The sequence below is a fragment of the Planomonospora sp. ID91781 genome (genome assembly GCF_015711595.1).
In the GTDB taxonomy this organism is placed as follows: Bacteria; Actinomycetota; Actinomycetes; order Streptosporangiales; family Streptosporangiaceae; genus Planomonospora; species Planomonospora parontospora.
In genome coordinates, this window is the sequence record NZ_JABTEY010000003.1 from 23,962 (window position 1) to 42,052 (window position 18,091).

Genomic DNA, 18,091 nt, shown 5'->3' on the forward strand with positions numbered 1-18,091 from the left:
TCGTGCCGAAGGCTTTGTCCCGCGCCTGGTCAGGCCAGGCCCAGTTCGGTGTCGATGAAGGTGAAGATGTCGTCGGCCGTGGCGGCCTCTAGTCGGCTGCTGACGTCGGCGCCGGAGTCTCCGGCGAGGTTCTCGTTCAGCTTCGTGATCAGCGCCTGGAGTCTGCCGATGATCCGGGTGCTCTCGATCTCCTCGGGGAGGAGATCGGCTGCGGTCTCTTCCAGCTGATCCAGCCGGGTGAGTACGGGACGGGCCTGGACGCCGCCGCAGAGTTCCGACCTGAGGTACTCGGCGAGCGCGGTGGGCGTCGTGTGGTCGAAGACCATGGTGCTGGGCAGGTTCTTCCCGGTGGCCGCGTTCAGGCGGGTCCGGAGGTCGACCGCCGCGACGGAGTCGAACCCGAGATCGTCGAAGGCGCGGCCGGCGTCCACTTCAGCGGGGTCGTCGTAGCCGAGCAGCGCCGCTACGTGCGTCCGCACCAGATCCAGCAGCTCGCGGCTCTGCTCGGCCTCCGGGAGGGAGGCCAGCCGCGCGACCGGCGAGGTCGCGTCCGCCGTCCCGCCGCTTCCGCTTCCGTCCAGGACCTCCCGCACGTCGGGCAGATCGTTCAGGAGCGGACGGGGACGGGCGAGCGTGTAGGCGGGGATGAACCGCGGCCAGTCGAAGTCCGCGACGACCAGATGGCTCTCGTCGTGAACGGCCGGCTGTCCCAGGACGCCGGCGGCGGCCGCGGCGGGCATGGCGGGTGCTCCGATCCGCTTCATGAGCGCACCGAGCTCCTCGTCCACCATCCCGGCGTCCCACGAGCCCCAGGCGATCGAGGTGGCGCGCAGTCCCCGCGCCCTGCGCCGGTGGGCGAGGCCGTCCAGGAACGCGTTGGCGCCGGCGTAGGCGGCCTGACCCGCGCTGCCCCACACCGCGGCGCCGGAGGAGAACAGCACGAAGGCGGACAGGTCCCGGTCGGCGAGCAGTTCGTCCAGATGCACCGCACCGAGGATCTTCGCCTTCCCGACCTGGGCGAACTCGTCGATCGTCAGGTCGGAGGGCGGTGCGATCCGCTGGGCCGTACCGGCCGCGTGCACGACCCCGGTCAGCGGGAACTCCTCGGGCACCGTGCGGAGCAACGCCGCGAGTTCGTCCCGGTCGGCGACGTCGCAGGCCTCGATCGTGATCCGGGTGCCCCGGGCGGTCAGCTCCTCCACCAGCTCGGCCGCGCCCGGCGCCTTCATTCCCCGGCGGCTGGTGAGGAGCAGGTGCTCCGCGCCGTTGCCGGCCAGCATCCGTGCCACGTGAGCGCCGACGCCGCCGGTTCCCCCCGTAATCAGGACCGTTCCCTCGGGGCGCCAGGAAACCGCAGGGCGGCCTCCGGCCGGAGCCCTGACCATACGGCGGGCGAAGCATCCGTCCTCCCTGATCACGAGCTGGTCCTCGCCGTCCGCCGCGGAGAGCGCGTCGCACAGCCGGAGCGCCACCCGCTCGTCCGGCCGGGCGGGGAGGTCGACCAGCCCGCCCCAGGTGCCGGGGAGGTCCAGCGCGAGCCCCGCGCCCAGACCCCACACCGCCGTCTGACCGGGGCTCACCGAGGCTGCTTCACGGCCGGCGGGCTCACCCTCCCGGTCGACGGCGACCGCTCCGGAGGTGACGCACCACAGGGGTGCGGTGATCCCGGCGTCCTCCAGGCTCTGGACCAGGGTGACCGTGCCCGCGCAGCCGTACGACAGCTGCGGGTGGATCGGGTGCGGCCGGTCGTCGAGCGCGAGCAGGGACAGGACTCCCGCGACGTCCTCTCCCGAGGCCGCCGAGGCGAGCCGTCCGCCGAGCTCCGCCCGGTCCGCGCGGGCGGCCTTGACGGTTACGACCTTCGCCCCGCGCTGGGCGAGGGCACCCAGAACGATCGGGAGCAGCCCTGCGCCGCCGAACGCCTCGGGGACGACGACGAGCCAGGTTCCGTCGAGTGCGCGGGACCGCCGCTCCGCGATCGGCCGCCAGGTGAGGCGGTACCGCCACGAGTCCACGACGGCGTGTTCGCGGTGGCGTCGCCGCCATGCCGTCAGCGCGGGCACGACTTCACCGAGTGCGGAGGCGTCGACGTCCAGCCGCGCGGCCAGGGCGGAGAGGTCCTCCTGCTCCATGGCGTCCCAGAAGCCGCTCATCGGATCGTCGCTCCGGGGAGGCGTGCTGTCCGCCCAGTACGGCTTGCGCTGGAAGGCGTAGGTGGGCAACTCCACCCGCCGCGCACCCGACCCGGAGAAGTACCGCGCCCAGTCCACGGTCACACCGTGCGCGTACGCCCGGCCCAGCCCGGTCAGCAGCGTCTCGACCTCGTCCCGGCCCCGCCGCTGCAACCCCACCACCGCAGAATCCGCACCGCTCGCGGAACCCGCACCGCCTGCGGCGCCGGCACCGCCCGGGCCATCCGCAGAGCCCGCACCGGCCGCGCCGTCCGCAGGATCCGCGGCCAGGACCTGGGCCGCCAGCGCGCTCAGCACCGCGTCCGGACCCACCTCCACCCACCGCGACACACCCAGACCCCGCCCGACGGCCACGGCGTCGGCGAACCGCACCGACCGCCGCACATGCTCCACCCAGTACTCCGCCGACCCCCATCCCACAACCGAACCCGCACCGGAACCCGACACGGAAGTCTCGGAAGCCTCGGAAGCCGCTGAACCGGGCAGGGAACCCTCGGAAACCGGCCGGCCCGTCACCGTGGAAACCGCCACCGGCCCCGACACATCCGGCTGCCGGTAGGTCACCGACTCGGCCACCCGCCGGAAGTCCTCCAGCACCGGCTCCATCAACGGCGAATGGAACGCATGCGACACCCGCAACCGCGACCACCGCCGCCCCCCCGGCAGAGCCGCCACCACCGCCTCCACCCCGGCCCGCTCACCGGAGACCACCACCGAGGACGGACCGTTGACCGCCGCGACCCCCACCCCGGCCGTCAGCAGCGGCGCCACCTCCGCCTCCGAAGCCTGCACCGCCACCATCACCCCACCCGCCGGCAGCGCCTGCATCAACCGGCCACGCGCCACCACCAACCGCACCACATCCGCCAGATCCAGCACCCCGGCCACATGCGCCGCCGCCAACTCCCCCACCGAATGCCCCACCAGCACATCCGGCCGAACCCCCCACGACTCCAGCAACCGGAACAACGCCACCTCGAACGCCACCAACGCCACCTGAGCGAACTCGGTGCGCCCCAGCACCTCCGCCGCGCCCCCACCACCCTCGCCCCGGTCCGCGTCCCCACCCCGGTCCGCGTCCCCGCCCCGACCCTCGCCCCGGTCCGGGTCCTGGTCCAGGTCCTGGTCCTCGGCGAACATCAACTCCCGCAACGACCGCCCCAGCTCCACGTCCGCCACCGCGCACACCGCGTCCAGCGCCTCCGCGAACACCGGGAACGCCGCATACAACTCCCGGCCCATCCCCGCCCGCTGCGCCCCCTGACCCGAGAACAGAAACCCCGTCCGGCCCTCGGCGCCCACCGACCCCGTCACCGCACCACCCGGCACCCGCCCATCGGCCAGTTCCCGCAACCCGGCCAGCGCACCCTGCCGATCGGCGGCCGCCAGCACCGCCCGGTGCTCCAGCGCCGCCCGCGTCGTCACCAGCGACAACCCGACATCGGCCAGACCCGGCTCCGCACCGGCCGCCAGATGCTCCGCCAACCGCCCCGCCTGCGCCCGCAGCGCCTCGGCGCTCCGGGCCGACAGAACCAGCGGCACCGCCGTAAGCGCCACGTGCGCGGACGCGAGCGCGGGCGGCTCCCCGCTTCCCGAGACAGGCTCCACTCCGTCCGGAGAAGACTCCTCGGCCGAAGGATGCTCCTCGGCCGCGGGAGGCTCCTCGATGATCACGTGCGCGTTCGTGCCGCTCAGCCCGAACGACGACACCCCCGCCCGGCGCGGATGACCGTTCCGCTTCCACTCCCGCGCCTCGGTCAGCAGCTCCACCCGGCCCGCCGACCAGTCCACGTTCGGCGACGGCTCGTCCACGTGCAGCGTCTTCGGCAGCAGGTCGTGCCGCAGCGCCATGACCATCTTGATCACACCGGCCACACCCGCCGCCGCCTGGGCGTGCCCGATGTTCGACTTGAACGAGCCCAGCCAGAGCGGCCGGTCCTCCGGCCGGTCCTGACCGTAGGTCGCCAGCAGCGCCTGCGCCTCGATCGGGTCCCCCAGCCGGGTCCCCGTACCGTGCGCCTCCACCGCGTCGACCTGGTCCCCGGACAGCCGGGCGTTGGCCAGGGCCTGCCGGATCACCCGCTGCTGGGAGGGACCGTTCGGCGCGGTCAGCCCGTTGGAGGCGCCGTCGGAGTTGACCGCCGAGCCCCGCACGATCGCCAGCACCGGATGCCCGTTGCGGCGCGCGTCCGACAGCCGCTCCAGCAGGAGCATGCCCACGCCCTCACTCCAGCCGGTGCCGTCCGCCGCGGCGGCGAACGACTTGCACCGGCCGTCGGCGGCCAGGCCGCGGTCCTGGCTGAAACCGACGAACGAGACGGGCGTCGACATGACGGTCGCCCCACCGGCCAGCGCCAGCGAGCACTCCCCCGACCGCAGCGCCTGGCAGGCCCAGTGGAGGGCCACCAGCGACGACGAGCACGCCGTGTCCACGGTGATCGCCGGCCCCTCGAGGCCCAGCGTGTACGCGACCCGGCCGGAGGCCACACTCGCCAGGCTTCCCACGTCACCGCTCGCCGAGTAGTCGTGGTAGACGATCCCGGCGAAGACCCCGGTCCGGCTGCCCTTGAGGGACGTCGGATCGATCCCCGCCCGCTCCAGCAACTCCCACGACAGTTCCAGCATCAGCCGCTGCTGCGGGTCGGTCCCCTTGGCGTCCCTGGGGCTGATCTTGAAGAAGTCGGCGTCGAACTCCGCCGCGTCGTGCAGGAACCCGCCGTGCTTGGAATAGGTCTTGCCGGGGGTGGCGGGCTCGGGATCGAACAGGTCCTCCACGTCCCAGCCGCGGTCGCGGGGGAACTCCGAGACGCCGTCACCGCCCGAGGCGACGAGCTCCCACAGGTCCTCCGGAGAGGTGATCCCGCCGGGATAGCGGCAGCTCATCGCGACGATCGCGATCGGCTCGCTCTGCCTGGCCTCGACATCGCGCAGCCGCCGCCTGGTCTGCTGCAGCTCGGCGGTGGCGCGCTTGAGATATTCCCGCAGTTTCTCGTCGTTCCCCATCGCAACCTCGCATTTCGAACCGTTCACGCTCCGGGCACGTACGCGTCAAGCGATCCCGAGTTCGTCGTCCAGGACCTTGAAGAGCTCGTCGTCGGTCGCCGTCCCGTAGTCCTGGCCGGCCGGCTCCTGCGCGGGTCCGGCCTGCGCGTCGTACCAGCCGCGCAGCAGCGCCTCGAGCCGGGCGGTGATCCTGTCGTGGCTCTCCCCGTCCCGGGGTACCGCGGCCAGCACCTTCTCCAGCCGCCCGACCTCGTCGAGCACCGGTCGCACCGGGTCGGCGGCGGCCGGGGCGAGTTCCGCCGCGATGAACTCCGCCGTCGTCCGGGACGTCGGGAAGTCGAAGACCAGGGTCGCCGGCAGCACCGCCCCGGTGGCCGTGCCGAGCCGCTTGCGCAGTTCCACCGCGGCCAGCGAGTCGAAGCCGAGCTCCTGGTACGCCCGGTCGGGTCCGACCTCGTCGGCGGACGCATGTCCCAGAACCGCGGCCGCGTGCGTCCTGACCACGTCGAGCAGCAGGCGCAGGCGCTCCGCCTCCGGCAGTCCGGCCAGGCGCTCGCGCAGTTCCCGCCCCCCTCCGGGGGACCGCCGCGCGGGCACCCGCGCCACGTCGCGCAGTACGGCGGGCAGATCCTCCCCGATCGCACGCAGGGCGTGCCGGTCGAACCGGGCCCCCAGGACGGCCGCCTCACCGGCGCCCAGCGCCGCGTCGAACAGGTCCAGGCCCCCTGCCTCGGAGATCGCGGGCATTCCCAGCCTCTCCATGCGGCGCAGGAGGGCGCCGTCCGGATCGGCGGTCGCGGTCCAGGGGCCCAGGGCCAGCGAGGTACCGGGCATTCCCTGGGAACGGCGGTGTCCGGCCAGGGCGTCCAGGTAGACGCTCGCCGCGGCTTCGGTGGCCTGGCCCGTGCCGTACACGAGCCCCGCGGAGGAGGACACGAGGACGAACGCGGAGAGTTCCGACCCGCCGGTCATCCGGTGCAGGTGCCAGGCCGGATCGGCCCCGCGCCGCAGCGTATCCGCCAGCCGTTCCCCGGTCAGCGCGCCGAGCAGCCCGTTGTCCCCGGCACCGGCGACGTGCACGACGGCGGTGAGCGGTCGTTCCGGCGGGATGTCCGCCAGGAGCCCGCTCAGGACGTCCGGGTCCGCGGAGGCCGTGGTGACCTCCGCCCCGAGAGCGGCCAGCTCGTCGAGGACGTCCGCCCGGGGTTCCTCCGCACCTGCCAGCAGCAGGTGCCGGACTCCGTGCCGGGCCACCAGATGGCGGGCCAGCAGCGCGCCGACGCCCTCGGTGTCTCCGGTCACCAGGACGGTGCCACCGGCCAGATCGGGGGCCGACCCGGCGGTGCCGTTCCCACCGGTCCCACCGATCCCGCTGGTCCCACCGGTCCCGCCGGTCCCGACCAGTCTGGGCACCAGGACGGTGCCGCCGCGGACCGCCACCTCGTCCTCGTCCGCCGCCAGCGCGGCGGCCAGCACCCGGCGCGGCTCCGCGGACCCGTCGAGGTCGACCAGCGCGAACCGCCCGGGGTGCTCCGCGGCGGCCGCCCTCACCAGGCCGGCCACCGGCGCCTGTGCCAGGTCGGCGGGGATCCCGCCGGCCGCGACGGCACCGCTGGTCAGCACCACGAGTTTCGCGGACGCCAGCCGTTCCTGCTCCGGCCACGAACGGGCCAGCTCCAGTACCTCCGCCACCGGCGCGTCCGCCTGGGACGGGATCTCCGGGTTCCGTGCGGGGCACGGGAACAGCACGACTCCGGGTACGGGGGCCCCCGCGCGGATCGCGTCGTTCAGCGCCTCCAGGCCGGAGTGGACCGGCCAGCCGTACCCCTCGGCGTCGCCGGAACCCAGGACCGCCACCGCCGCGTCGGAGGAGGAGATCGAAGGTGCCTGCACCCAGTCCAGGCGGTACAGCGCCTCCGGGCGCGCTCCGCCCGTCACCGGGAGGAGGTCCCGGGAGATCTGCCGGAACCGCAGGGAGCCCACCGTCAGCACCGGCCGGTCGGCGACGTCGGTCAGCGTCATGGTCACCCGCCCGTCGGCTCCGGGGGCGACCCGCACCCGGGCCTCCACGATCCCCGGTGCGTGGACCGTCACCTGCTCCCACTCGGCCGGGATCGACACCCGTCCGGGCGAACCCGCCCGGTCGCCGTGGAGCAGGTACGCGTGCGTCGCCGCGTCGAGCAGGGCGGGATGGAGCAGGAAGCCCTCACCCGCGGCCTCCTCGGGAAGCGCCACCTCGGCGAAGATCTCGTCGCCCCGCCACCACGCGGCCCGCAGTCCCTGGAACACCGCACCGTGGCCGTGGCCTCGCTCCAGCAGCTCCGCGTAGGCGCCGGACACGTCGAGCACGGTCGCGCCGGCGGGCGGCCACTCGACCGGTCCCGGCTCTTCCCGTACGGCGGTGCGAGCCAGGGTCCCGGTCGCGTGCCGGGTCCAGGACGCGTCGCCGGTCTCGGGACGGGAGGAGATGTCCAGGCGTCTGGCACCGGGCGTCCCGGCCTCGTCGGGAGCGGGACCGCCCACGACCACCCGGAGCACGAGCGCACCCTGCTCGGGCAGCACGAGCGGCGTGTCGACGGTGAGATCGCGCAGAGTGGGGCAGTCCACCTGCTCACCCGCGTGAAGTGCGAGCTCGGTCAGCGCGGCGGCCGGCAGTACCGGGACATCCCACAGATCGTGATCGCCCAGCCAGGAGTCGCCGTCGGCGGTGAGCCTGCCGGTAAGGACCACGCCCTCGGCATCGGGCAGCGAGACGACGGCCCCCAGCAGCGGATGATCCGCCGCCGCCAGACCCGCCGCGCTCACATCCCCCGTCCCAGCACGCGCCCGCAACCAGTACGGCTTGCGCTGGAAGGCGTAGGTGGGCAGTTCCACCCGCCGCGCACCCGACCCGGAGAAGTACCGCGCCCAGTCCACGGTCACACCGTGCGCGTACGCCTGACCCAGCCCGGTCAGCAGCGCCTCGACCTCGCCCCGGCCCCGCCGCTGCAACCCCACCACCGCAGAATCCGCACCAACCGCAGAATCCGCGGTCAGGGTCTGTACGGCCAGCGCGGTCAGCACCGCGTCCGGACCCACCTCCACCCACCGCGACACACCCAGACCCCGCGCCGCATCCACCGCGTCGGCGAACCGCACCGACCGGCGCACATGCTCCACCCAGTACTCCGCCGACCCCCACTCCCCGGCGACCGGCGCGCCCGTCACCGTGGAAACCGCCACCGGCCCCGACACATCCGGCTGCCGGTAGGTCACCGACTCCGCCACCCGCCGGAACTCCTCCAGCACCGGCTCCATCAACGGCGAATGGAACGCATGCGACACCCGCAACCGCGACCACCGCCGCCCCCCCGGCAGAGCCGCCACCACCGCCTCCACCCCGGCCCGCTCACCGGAGACCACCACCGAGGACGGGCCGTTGACCGCCGCGACCCCCACCCCGGCCGTCAGCAGCGGCGCCACCTCCGCCTCCGAGGCCTGCACCGCCACCATCACCCCACCCGCCGGCAGCGCCTGCATCAACCGGCCCCGCGCCACCACCAACCGCACCACATCCGCCAGATCCAGCACCCCCGCCACATGCGCCGCCGCCAACTCCCCCACCGAATGCCCCACCAGCACATCCGGCCGAACCCCCCACGACTCCAGCAACCGGAACAACGCCACCTCGAACGCCACCAACGCCACCTGAGCGAACTCGGTGCGCCCCAGCACCTCCGCCGCGCCCCCACCGCCCTGGCCCCGGTCCGCGTCCCCACCCCGGGCCGCGTCCCCGCCCCGACCCTCGCCCCGGTCCCGGGTCCTGGTCCAGGTCCTGGTCCTCGGCGAACATCACCTCCCGCAACGACCGCCCCAGCTCCACGTCCGCCACCGCGCACACCGCATCCAGCGCCTCCGCGAACACCGGGAACGCCGCATACAACTCCCGGCCCATCCCCGCCCGCTGCGCCCCCTGACCCGAGAACAGAAACCCCGTCCGGCCCGCACGCACCGAACCGGCCGCCACCTCTGCCGACTCGCCCCCCGCGGCCAGCACCGCCAGGCCCCGCGCCAGCCCGGCGCGGTCGGAACCCACCACCACCGCCCGGTGCTCCAGCGCCGCCCGCGTCGTCACCAGGGAGAATCCGACGTCGGTCAGGTCCGGCTCGGCTTCGGCCTCCACCTGCGCGGCCAGCCGCCCGGCCTGCGCCCGCAGCGCCTCCACGCTCTTACCGGAGACCACCAGCGGCACCGCCGGAAGCGGGACACGCGCGGACTCCGGAGCCTCCGCAGCGGGAGAGGACTCCGCTCCGTCCGGAGAAGACTCCTCGACCGAAGGATGCTCCTCGACCGCGGAGGGCTCCTCGATGATCACATGGGCGTTCGTGCCGCTCAGCCCGAACGACGACACGCCCGCCCGGCGCGGATGACCGTTCCGCTTCCACTCCCGCGCCTCGGTCAGCAGCTCCACCCGGCCCGCCGACCAGTCCACGTTCGGCGACGGCTCCTCCGCGTGCAGCGTCCTGGGCAGCAGGTCGTGCCGCATCGCCTGCACCATCTTGATCACACCGGCCACACCCGCCGCCGCCTGCGTGTGACCCATGTTCGACTTGATCGAACCCAGCCAGAGCGGCCGGTCCTCCGGCCGGTCCTGACCGTAGGCGGCGATCACCGCCTGCGCCTCGATCGGGTCACCGAGCGTCGTGCCCGTACCGTGACCCTCCACCACGTCCACGTCCTGCGGCGACAGGCGGGCGCTGGCGAGCGCCTGCTTGATCACCCGCTGCTGGGAAGGGCCGTTCGGCGCGGTGAAACCGCTCGAGGCCCCGTCCTGGTTGATCGCCGATCCCTTGACCACGGCCAGGACCGGGTGACCCTTGCGGCGCGCGTCCGACAACCGCTCCAGCAGGAGGACGCCCGCGCCCTCCGAGCAGCCCATGCCGTCGGCGCCGGCCGAGAAGGACTTGCACCGGCCGTCGGCCGCCAGCCCACGCTGGTTACTGAAGTAGACGAACATCTCCGGCATGCCCATGACGGTGACCCCGCCGGCCAGGGCCAGGGTGCAGTCCCCGCGCCCCAGCGACTGGCAGGCCAGGTGCAGCGCCACCAGCGACGACGAGCACGCCGTGTCCACCGACACCGACGGCCCCTCCAGGCCCAGCGTGTACGACACCCGGCCGGACACCAGGCTGCCCGCGCTGCTCGCGCCGGCCTCCACGCCGAGACCGTAGTCGTGGTACATGACCCCGGCGAACACCCCGGTCCGGCTGCCCTTCAGCGACGCCGGATCGATGCCCGCCCGCTCGATCGCCTCCCACGACGTCTCCAGCAGCAACCGCTGCTGCGGGTCCGTCGCCAGCGCCTCGTTCGGGCTGATCCCGAAGAAGTCCGCGTCGAACTCCGCCGCGCCGTACAGGAAGCCGCCCTCGCGGGCGATGCTCTTCCCGGGCTTGCCCGGCTCGGGGTCGAACAGGCTCCCAAGGTCCCAGCCGCGGTCCTCCGGGAATCCGGACACCGCGTCCGTCCCCCCGGCGACCAGCCGCCACAGATCCTCCGGCGACTCCACCCCGCCCGGATACCGGCACGCCATCCCCACGATCGCGATGGCCTCGTCGTCCGGCTTGCGCGCGGCCTCGTCGAGGCACCGGCGGGCCTCCCTGAGGTCCGCGAGGGTGCGCTTGAGGTACTTGAGGAGCCTTTCCTCTTCTTCGGTCACTGACGGCCGTCCCTCGCCTGTATCGCACCCGCCGTGAGCAGGTCGCCGAACTCGGGGTACTGCGCGATCGCCTGCTCGGCGGTGAGCGGGACGTTGCGCGGACCGCGCATGACCGCCCACATCAGGCCGGGCGTCATCATCTGCTCGGGCGGAGCGCTGAGCGCGGTCACAGCGTAGGTGGCCTCGGCCACCTGGAGGTTGTCCGCGGCGGTACGGGCCCAGCGGGTGCTGAACCCTCGCTGCAGCGGGCCGAGCAGGCCGCCGAGGTCCAGGCCCAGCAGGCGTCTGGACCGGATGTTCGTCTCGGCTCCGGGGAACCAGCGGTCGTTGCCGGTGGCCATCTGCCACGACCACTCACCGGCCTTGGCCACGGCGGCCTGCACCGTCCGCGACAGGCCGGGCCGCAGTCCTCCGTCCTCCAGCCCGTCGCGCAGCGCCTCGGCGCCGAAGGCCGCCATGGACATGCCCGTGGCGTAGTTCGGGCTCAGCACCAGCGCCGCGTCGCCGATGGCGAGGAAACCCTCCGGCACCGGGAGGCGGTCGAAGTACCTGCGCCGGTTCGCCAGCGCCCGCGACGACCTGATCGGGGTGAGCGGGCGCGCGGCGGACAGGAGGTCGGCGACTATCGGGTGCCGCAGCCCGCGCGCGAACTCCAGGAACCCGTCCTCGTCGTTCGGCGGGGTGCCGCCGCGCGTCCCCATCAGGCAGACGATCCACCGGCGGTCCTCCTGGAGCATCAGCGCGGCGCCCCTGCCGGGCCGGCCGGTGCCGGGCTCGGTCTGGATGAGGATTCCGGGGAAGTCGTCGCGGGTGCCCTCGGGGATCTCGTAGAACCGCCCGGCGTAGGTGAGCCCGGCGTCGACGAACTCCTCCTCGACCGGGGGGAGCCCCAGCTCCGCGAGCCACTGCGGGGCCTTGGAGCGGCTGCCCGTGGCGTCCACCACGAGGTCGGCGGTGATCGTCCTGTCGGGTTCGGCGCGGACACCGGTCACCCGGCCGGCGTCGCCGGTCAGTCCCGTCACCTTGGCGGACTCGATGACCTCGATGGTCCCCTCGCGCAGCGCCTGCCCGCGGACGACGTGGTCCACCAGGGGACGGCTGCAGTTGATCACGTAGGCGTCGCTGTGCAGCCGCCGGAACCAGCCCTGGGCCGAGAGCGTGAGCAGCTGCCCGATCTTCCGGTGGTGGGCGCCGCGGGCGTACAGCGCCGCCGTGGTCCCGGGCAGCAGCCGGTCGAGCGCGTCGGCTCCGCCGCCCATCAGCATGTGGTTCTGCTGCGCCTGGGGGACTCCCCGCCGGGGCTGGGGGCCGTCGGGGAACCGGTCGGCCTCGATGACCACGACCTCGTCGGCGTACTGGGCCAGCACCGACGCGGCGAGCATGCCGGCCATGCCGCCGCCGAGCACCACTGCCCTGGTCATCGGCTGCTGCCCGTCTCCGCGGCGCGGCGCCGGGCCTCCTGCTCGAGGGCGGCGAAGGTGTGGTGCATGTCGCGCCGCATCGACTTCATCCAGAACAGCCGGAACACCGGGCCGAACGCGCCGTGCAGCCTGACGTCCCTGCTGACCTCGACCCGGCCGGAGCCGGCCGGCTCGAACCCGTAGTCGATGCACATCTTCCCGAAGGGCATCGGCGACTCGGTGGAGAAGGACCGCTCGGGGTCCACGGCCGTCACCGTGAACGGGCCCCTGGCCTTGCTGGGGGTGCCCTTCAGCCGGGTCCAGCCTCCGGAGCCCGGGGCGAAGGGGCCGTCGAACCCGCAGTCGAGCAGGTGCGGGTCCCACTCGGACCAGGATCCGGCGTCGGTCGAGGTGCGCCAGATCGACGCCAGGTCGCCGCTGATCGTGGCCGATTCGCGAAACGCCAACAACATCGGAACCTCCAGGCTCCAGGGGTGTGAGGACGGAAGCCTCAACACCTGCGGCATCGAGGCGGAAGGGGGGTCACGACTGGGGGAACGACTCCATGTCGGTCCTGATCACGTAGTCGGAGACGTCCGCGGTGTTCGGCTCGATCCGCTCCAGCGCCTCCTTGATCGGTACGGCGAGCCGCTCGCTCTTGACGGCCTCGCTCTCCACGCGCCGCTCGGCGAACTCCGGCATGACCTCGGCGGCGAAGAGCTCCAGCGCCTCGCAGATGTGCTCGTGCCGCGTGCTGCCGATCTGCGTCTGGAAGATGATCTGGTCGACGCCGGCCTCCTCGTAGGAGCGGATCATCTCGGCCAGCTGCTCGGGCGTCCCGATCCCCCGGCGGAGCGAGTCGATCCGCGCCTTCAGCGTCGGGTCCATGCCGGCCGGCGGGTTCCTGGTCAGGCCGATCATCTCGCGCGCCTGCTCGAACCCCGCGGCGATGTCCGTGGTCCCCGGCCGGTGCTGACCGTTGACGTAATAGTGCATGAATCCGTAGAAGAGCGAATACGCGCCGTCGAGACCCCGGTCGAGGGCGATTTCCTCGTCGGAATGGCACATGAAAGGCGTGACGACGGAGAAGTTCGGGTTGACCGCCTTACCGAGCGGAACGCATTCCTCGGAGGTGAGGATCCGGTAATAGGACTCCGCCCATTCCCGGGCCTCCTCGACCGTGACGAAGGCCAGGGAGAGCGCTCCCATTCCGTAGCGCGCGGCGGCCGCGATGGTCTCGGGCGAGCTGCACGCCACCCAGAGCGGCGGGTGCGGCTTCTGCTTGGGCTTCGGGACCACGTTGCGGGGCGGCATGCTGACCCACTCGCCCTGGTGACCGGTGAAGGGCACCTCGGTGAGCATGCGGGTGACGACCTCGATCGCCTCGCGCCACTGCTCGCGCTTGGTCGCCCGGTCGATCCCGAAGGCGCCCAGCTCGTGCTGGGTGCTGCCCTGGCCGGAGCCGAAGTCGACGCGGCCGCCGGAGATCAGGTCGAGGGTCGCGAGGCGCTCGGCGACCCGCGCCGGGTGGTTCACCGAGGGGGGCAGGGTGACGATGCCGTGGGCGAGCCGGATGTTCTCCGTCCTCGCCGCGGCGGCGGCGAGGAAGACCTCGGGCGCGGAGGAGTGGGAGTACTCGTCCAGGAAGTGGTGCTCGGTGGCCCAGACGTAGTCGAAGCCCAGCCGGTCGGCCAGTTCGACCTGCTCCAGGGCCTCGCGCAGCACCCGCTCCTCGCTCTCCTCGGTCCAGGGCCGAGGCACTTGAAGATGGTAGAGAAGTCCGAAACGCATGCTCGCTCCCCATTGTTGCCGTAATTATCAGCAAATTCCCGGAATGATGCCTTAGTGAGTATTCGAGCCCGCCGATCGGCCACGCAAGAGTGACCGCGGAACATAGGAATGGGGCCGCGAATCCTAGGGGGCGGACCGGGGACGCCTAGGGGTTCCGGCGGCGCGATCGCGCGTCCGGAAACAGCCGACGGGACCCGCTGTACCCGTCCGGCGGGGACATGAGGGGGCGGGCAGGGGTTCTTCCCGCCGCTTCCCCGCTCCGACACTCGGTTTGTCCGATAAGCCGCGCTACCGGCGCTGTCCGATGGGCCGTGCCGCCGGCTGAAGCACCGACCCGATGAAAGGCCCGATCCGTGACGTTATCGGCGCCTAGCCCTGTGTCCCTGGTCGACGCTCAACAGTTCCGCGACGCGATGACGCTGATCGCCGGCCCCATCACCATCGTCACCACCATCGACCGCGAGGGCCGCCGCTGGGGGTTCACCGCCAGTTCGGTGACCTCCGGTTCGCTGTCCCCCCCGCTCGTGCTGGTCGGCCTGTCCAGGACGTCCAGCTGCCATGAGGCGCTCGTCTCGTCCTCCGAGTTCGTCATCAACGTGCTGGGCGACCAGCACCGCGACCTGGCGCTGAAGTTCGCCGCCCACGGCGTCGACCGGTTCGCCGACAGCGATTTCGCCGTCTGGCCGGGGGCCCGCCTGCCGTACCTGCCGGACGCGCACGCGTCCTTCCGGTGCGTGCGGTGGGGCACCGTCCCGATCGGCGATCACGATCTGCTGGTGGGGGCACTGGCCGAGATCCGCTCCGGCGGTCCGGGCAAGGCCCTGCTCTGGTACCGGCGGGGTTTCCACACCCCCGGGTGACCCGCCGTCCCCGCCGGGCGGCCGGCCCGGCGGGGACGGGCGCCGGTCCGGCGCCGGGGTCCCCTCAGGCGTCCGCGCCCGCGTCCTCGTCGAAGGCCTTCACCAGCCGCTGCGGGGCGCTCAACCGCCAGGCCTCGGCGACCAGCTCGCGCAGTTCCTCCTCCGCCAGCTCCGCCGTACGCACCAGCATGTACCGGTGGTTCTCGTAGTGCGGGGTGACGAGGAAGACCTCGGGGCGCGCCTCGGTGAGCGCCTTCCGCTCCTCCGGAGAGACCTTGACCACCGTGAGTTCGGGGTCCTCGTAGCGGCGCAGGAAGAGCCGGCCCCGGACCTTCAGCGAGGGCGTGCCCCAGGACACGGACTCCTCGACCTCGGGCAGCTCCAGAGCGATGTCACGCACACGATCGAAATCAGACACGTTCCATGATCGCATGTACCGCGTCCGCAGGACCCCGCCGGGGAAGGCCCGGCCCCGGGCGCGGTCGCCCGGCAGGTCCGGGGGCGGACAGCGGCCGGGTCACTCCTCCTGCGGCGGTTCCGCGGGCAGGCGGACCGTGAAGACGGTGCCGCCGCCCTCCCTCGGCGCCGCCGTCACGGTCCCGCCGTGCGCCTCGACGATCGCCCGGATGATGGCCAGTCCCAGGCCGGTGCCCTTGATCCCGGCCTCCTTGGCGGTGGAGGCGCGGAAGAACCGGCCGAACAACTGCGGATACTGCTCGGAGGGGATTCCGATGCCGGTGTCCGCCACCGTGACGGTCACCTCGTCCCCCTCGCGGCGGGCGGCGACGGTGACGGCGCCCCCCGCGGGGGTGTACTTGACCGCGTTGGACAGCAGGTTGTCCACCACCTGGCGGAGCCGGGCCGGGTCGGCGTGCACGCGCAGGTGGCGGTCCAGGTCGACCCGGACGGTCAGCCGTTTGGCCGCGGCCGCCGGCCGGTGGTCCTCGACGCTCTGGTTCAGCAGCCGGGTCAGCGAGACCGGGCGGGGGTCGATGGCGATGCGCCCGGCGTCCAGGCGGGCCAGGTCCAGCAGATCGTCGACCAGCCGCTGCAGGTCGGCGCTCTTGCGGTCGATCACGTCGGCGAAGGCGCGCTGCTCGCCGCCCAGGTCCGGGTCGTCCAGCAGCATCTCGGCGTAACCGCGGATGGCGCCGATCGGGCTGCGCAGCTCGTGGCTGACCAGCGCCACCAGCTCGTCCTTCATCCGGTCCAGCTCCCGCAGGCGGCGCACCTGCCGCTGCTCCTCCGCCAGCAGCCGTTCGCGCTCCTCGGCCATCCGGTGGCGCTCGGTCACATCGGTGGAGATGCCGTCGACGAACAACCGGTCGCCCTCGCGGCGGGGCAGCGCCCGGATCCAGGCCCAGCGGGTCACCCCGTCCAGCCCGGCGAGGCGGAACTCGGCCTCCGCCGGGCTGCCGGAGATGAGCCGCTCGCAGAAGGCGGTGAAGACCGGCCGGTCGTCGGGGTGCACGTAGCGGCCGACGATGGCGACCATGTCCCCGCCGTCCCCGCCGTCCCCGCCGTCCCCGCCCCCGGGCGGCACCCGCTCGCCGAGGATCCCGGCTCCGGAGGTGCTGACGTACACCGGACGCGCCCTGCCGTCGGGGGTGATCTCGGCGGTCCACACGTCGTCGTTGACGTGGGTGACGATCTGCTCGAACCGGCGGCGGCTGGCGGCCAGCGCCAGGGCCAGCTCCTCGGCGCGGAGGCGCTCCATGTACCGGCCCACGTGGGCGCAGACCCCGTCGAGCAGCGCGATCAGCTCGTCGTCCCGCTCCTGGACGGTGTCGCTGGCGAAGACCAGCACGCCCAGCACCTGCCGGCCGCTGCGCACCGGGAGCGCGACGGCGGCGCGCAGCCCCGCCCGCAGGGCCTCCTCCCTGCGGAGGAAGTCACGGGGATCCCGGGACAGATCGCAGATCCACAGCTCGCGGCCGGTCTCCCACACCCGGCCGAGCAGTCCCCGCCCGCGCTGGAGCCTCAGCCGGGATCCGGCGGTGAAGTCCCGGAGGTCGCGTCCCGGACGGTTCCACAGGCCGATGCGGGTCAGGCCGTCCTCTCCGGGATCCACCTGCCAGTACTCCCCGCAGGTCCAGCCGAGGGCGTCGGTGACCGCGGCCACCACGCCGGTGGCCGCCTCCTCGCTGGAGGAGGCGTCGACCAGCACCTGGGCCACGGCGTGCTGGGCCCGGTGCAGCGCCTGGGTCCGGTGCTGGTCGGTGACGTCGCGGACGGCGACCACCGCTCCCAGGCGGCGCCCGTCGGCGGTCTCGATCGGGCGGCCGTTGACGACGGTCCGGCACGGGCCGCAGTCGCCCGTCCGCACCACCACCTCCTGGCCGTCGACCCGCTCGCCGGCGAACGCCCGCGCCAGCGGCACCTCCTCCGGCCGCAGCGGGGTCCGCCCGTCCGCCGCGAACATGCCGTAAAGCCCGGCCAGGTCGTCGACGTGCACCCCCACCAGGGGCGGCCGGCTCTCCCGCAGCACCCTGTTGACCAGGACGACCCTGCCGTCGCGGTCGCAGGCCGCCACCCCCGTGTCCAGGCTGTCCAGCAGCGCCTGCAGGAAGGTCTGCCCCTCCTCCGGCCGGCCTCCGCCCACCCGCAGCGCGGAGAGCTCCTCCTCCACCGTCCGGGCGAGGTCACCGGCCAGCTCCAGCTGCGCGCGGCTCCACCGGTGGGGTTCGGTATCGATCGCGCACAGCGCGCCGAGCGTCTCGCCGCCGGGTCCGTGCAGCGGGAACGCGGCGCAGGCGGCCGCCTCCAGCCCGCCGATGACCCGGTCGCGGCGCAGCCGCTCGTCGGTCCTCGTGTCGGAGACCACCAGCGGGCCGTCGCCGGCCGCGACGCGCTCGCACAGCGAGGCGGGCAGGGGCGGCCGCGGTCCCGGCCGCCGCCCGGCCGGTCCGGCCGCGCCGACCACCACCTGCCCGCCGTTGCCGGTGAGGGCGACCAGCGCGGCCGGTGTCTCCAGCAGCCGGGCGGCCAGGTGGGTCAGCCGGTCCAGCAGGGCGGCGCCGGGCACGGAGGGCGCACCGGGCGGGTTCTCGGTCCGCGACCGCCGTGCGTCGCCAACGCGCTGTGCTGCCTCCACGGCCCCGTCTCTCCCCCTCAGGTCCCTGCGTCCGATCGGCCCGATCCGCGACTGCG

At 73.4% G+C, this 18,091-nt stretch carries 8 protein-coding genes and 1 pseudogene; 1 reads left to right on the plus strand and 8 read right to left on the minus strand.

The features are described 5' to 3' along the window. Positions 1–29 precede the first annotated feature (29 nt). The 6 genes and pseudogenes from HS048_RS38595 to HS048_RS30540 all read right to left on the minus strand — a co-directional run bounded on the left by HS048_RS38595 (position 30) and on the right by HS048_RS30540 (position 14,051). Positions 30–5,195 (minus strand): type I polyketide synthase, encoded by a 5,166-nt coding sequence (locus tag HS048_RS38595; protein ID WP_196469574.1) that lies wholly within the window; start codon positions 5,193–5,195, stop codon positions 30–32. 45 nt (positions 5,196–5,240) lie between these two features. After that, positions 5,241–8,873, minus strand: a complete 3,633-nt coding sequence (locus HS048_RS30520) for an acyltransferase domain-containing protein (RefSeq protein WP_196469575.1) — start codon at positions 8,871–8,873, stop codon at positions 5,241–5,243. A 427-nt stretch (positions 8,874–9,300) separates the two neighbouring features. Next, positions 9,301–10,764: pseudogene (locus HS048_RS30525) on the minus strand (type I polyketide synthase); the annotation flags it as partial. Between the two features lie 122 nt (positions 10,765–10,886). Further along, positions 10,887–12,311, minus strand: a complete 1,425-nt coding sequence (locus tag HS048_RS30530) for an NAD(P)/FAD-dependent oxidoreductase (protein ID WP_153054675.1) — start codon at positions 12,309–12,311, stop codon at positions 10,887–10,889. Then, a complete protein-coding gene (locus tag HS048_RS30535; protein WP_068904466.1) occupies positions 12,308–12,763 on the minus strand; it encodes an SRPBCC family protein in 456 nt (151 codons plus the stop codon). Before HS048_RS30535 ends, HS048_RS30530 begins: the two co-directional genes overlap by 4 nt. A 70-nt stretch (positions 12,764–12,833) precedes the next feature. After that, positions 12,834–14,051: an LLM class flavin-dependent oxidoreductase gene (locus HS048_RS30540; protein WP_196469576.1), complete on the minus strand. Its 1,218-nt coding sequence runs from the start codon at positions 14,049–14,051 to the stop codon at positions 12,834–12,836. 407 nt (positions 14,052–14,458) lie between these two features. On the opposite strand from HS048_RS30540, the gene HS048_RS30545 reads away from it, so the two are divergent. After that, a complete protein-coding gene (locus HS048_RS30545) occupies positions 14,459–14,941 on the plus strand; it encodes a flavin reductase family protein (protein WP_229799033.1) in 483 nt (160 codons plus the stop codon). Between the two features lie 64 nt (positions 14,942–15,005). On the opposite strand, the gene HS048_RS30550 is transcribed toward HS048_RS30545, so the two are convergent. Both HS048_RS30550 and HS048_RS30555 read right to left on the minus strand, forming a co-directional pair. Next, positions 15,006–15,341 (minus strand): MmcQ/YjbR family DNA-binding protein, encoded by a 336-nt coding sequence (locus HS048_RS30550; RefSeq protein WP_196469577.1) that lies wholly within the window; start codon positions 15,339–15,341, stop codon positions 15,006–15,008. 117 nt (positions 15,342–15,458) lie between these two features. Then, positions 15,459–18,035 carry an ATP-binding protein gene (locus HS048_RS30555; protein ID WP_196469578.1) on the minus strand — a complete coding sequence of 859 codons (2,577 nt, stop codon included), beginning with the start codon at positions 18,033–18,035 and terminating at the stop codon, positions 15,459–15,461. Positions 18,036–18,091 lie beyond the last annotated feature (56 nt).

What these genes read in the sequence shown, in the direction of transcription:
- HS048_RS38595 (WP_196469574.1), bottom strand. Translation starts at nt 5,195, where the DNA reads ATGGGGAACGACGAGAAACTGCGGGAATATCTCAAGCGCGCCACCGCC.
- HS048_RS30535 (WP_068904466.1), bottom strand. Translation starts at nt 12,763, where the DNA reads ATGTTGTTGGCGTTTCGCGAATCGGCCACGATCAGCGGCGACCTGGCG.
- HS048_RS30530 (WP_153054675.1), bottom strand. Translation starts at nt 12,311, where the DNA reads ATGACCAGGGCAGTGGTGCTCGGCGGCGGCATGGCCGGCATGCTCGCC.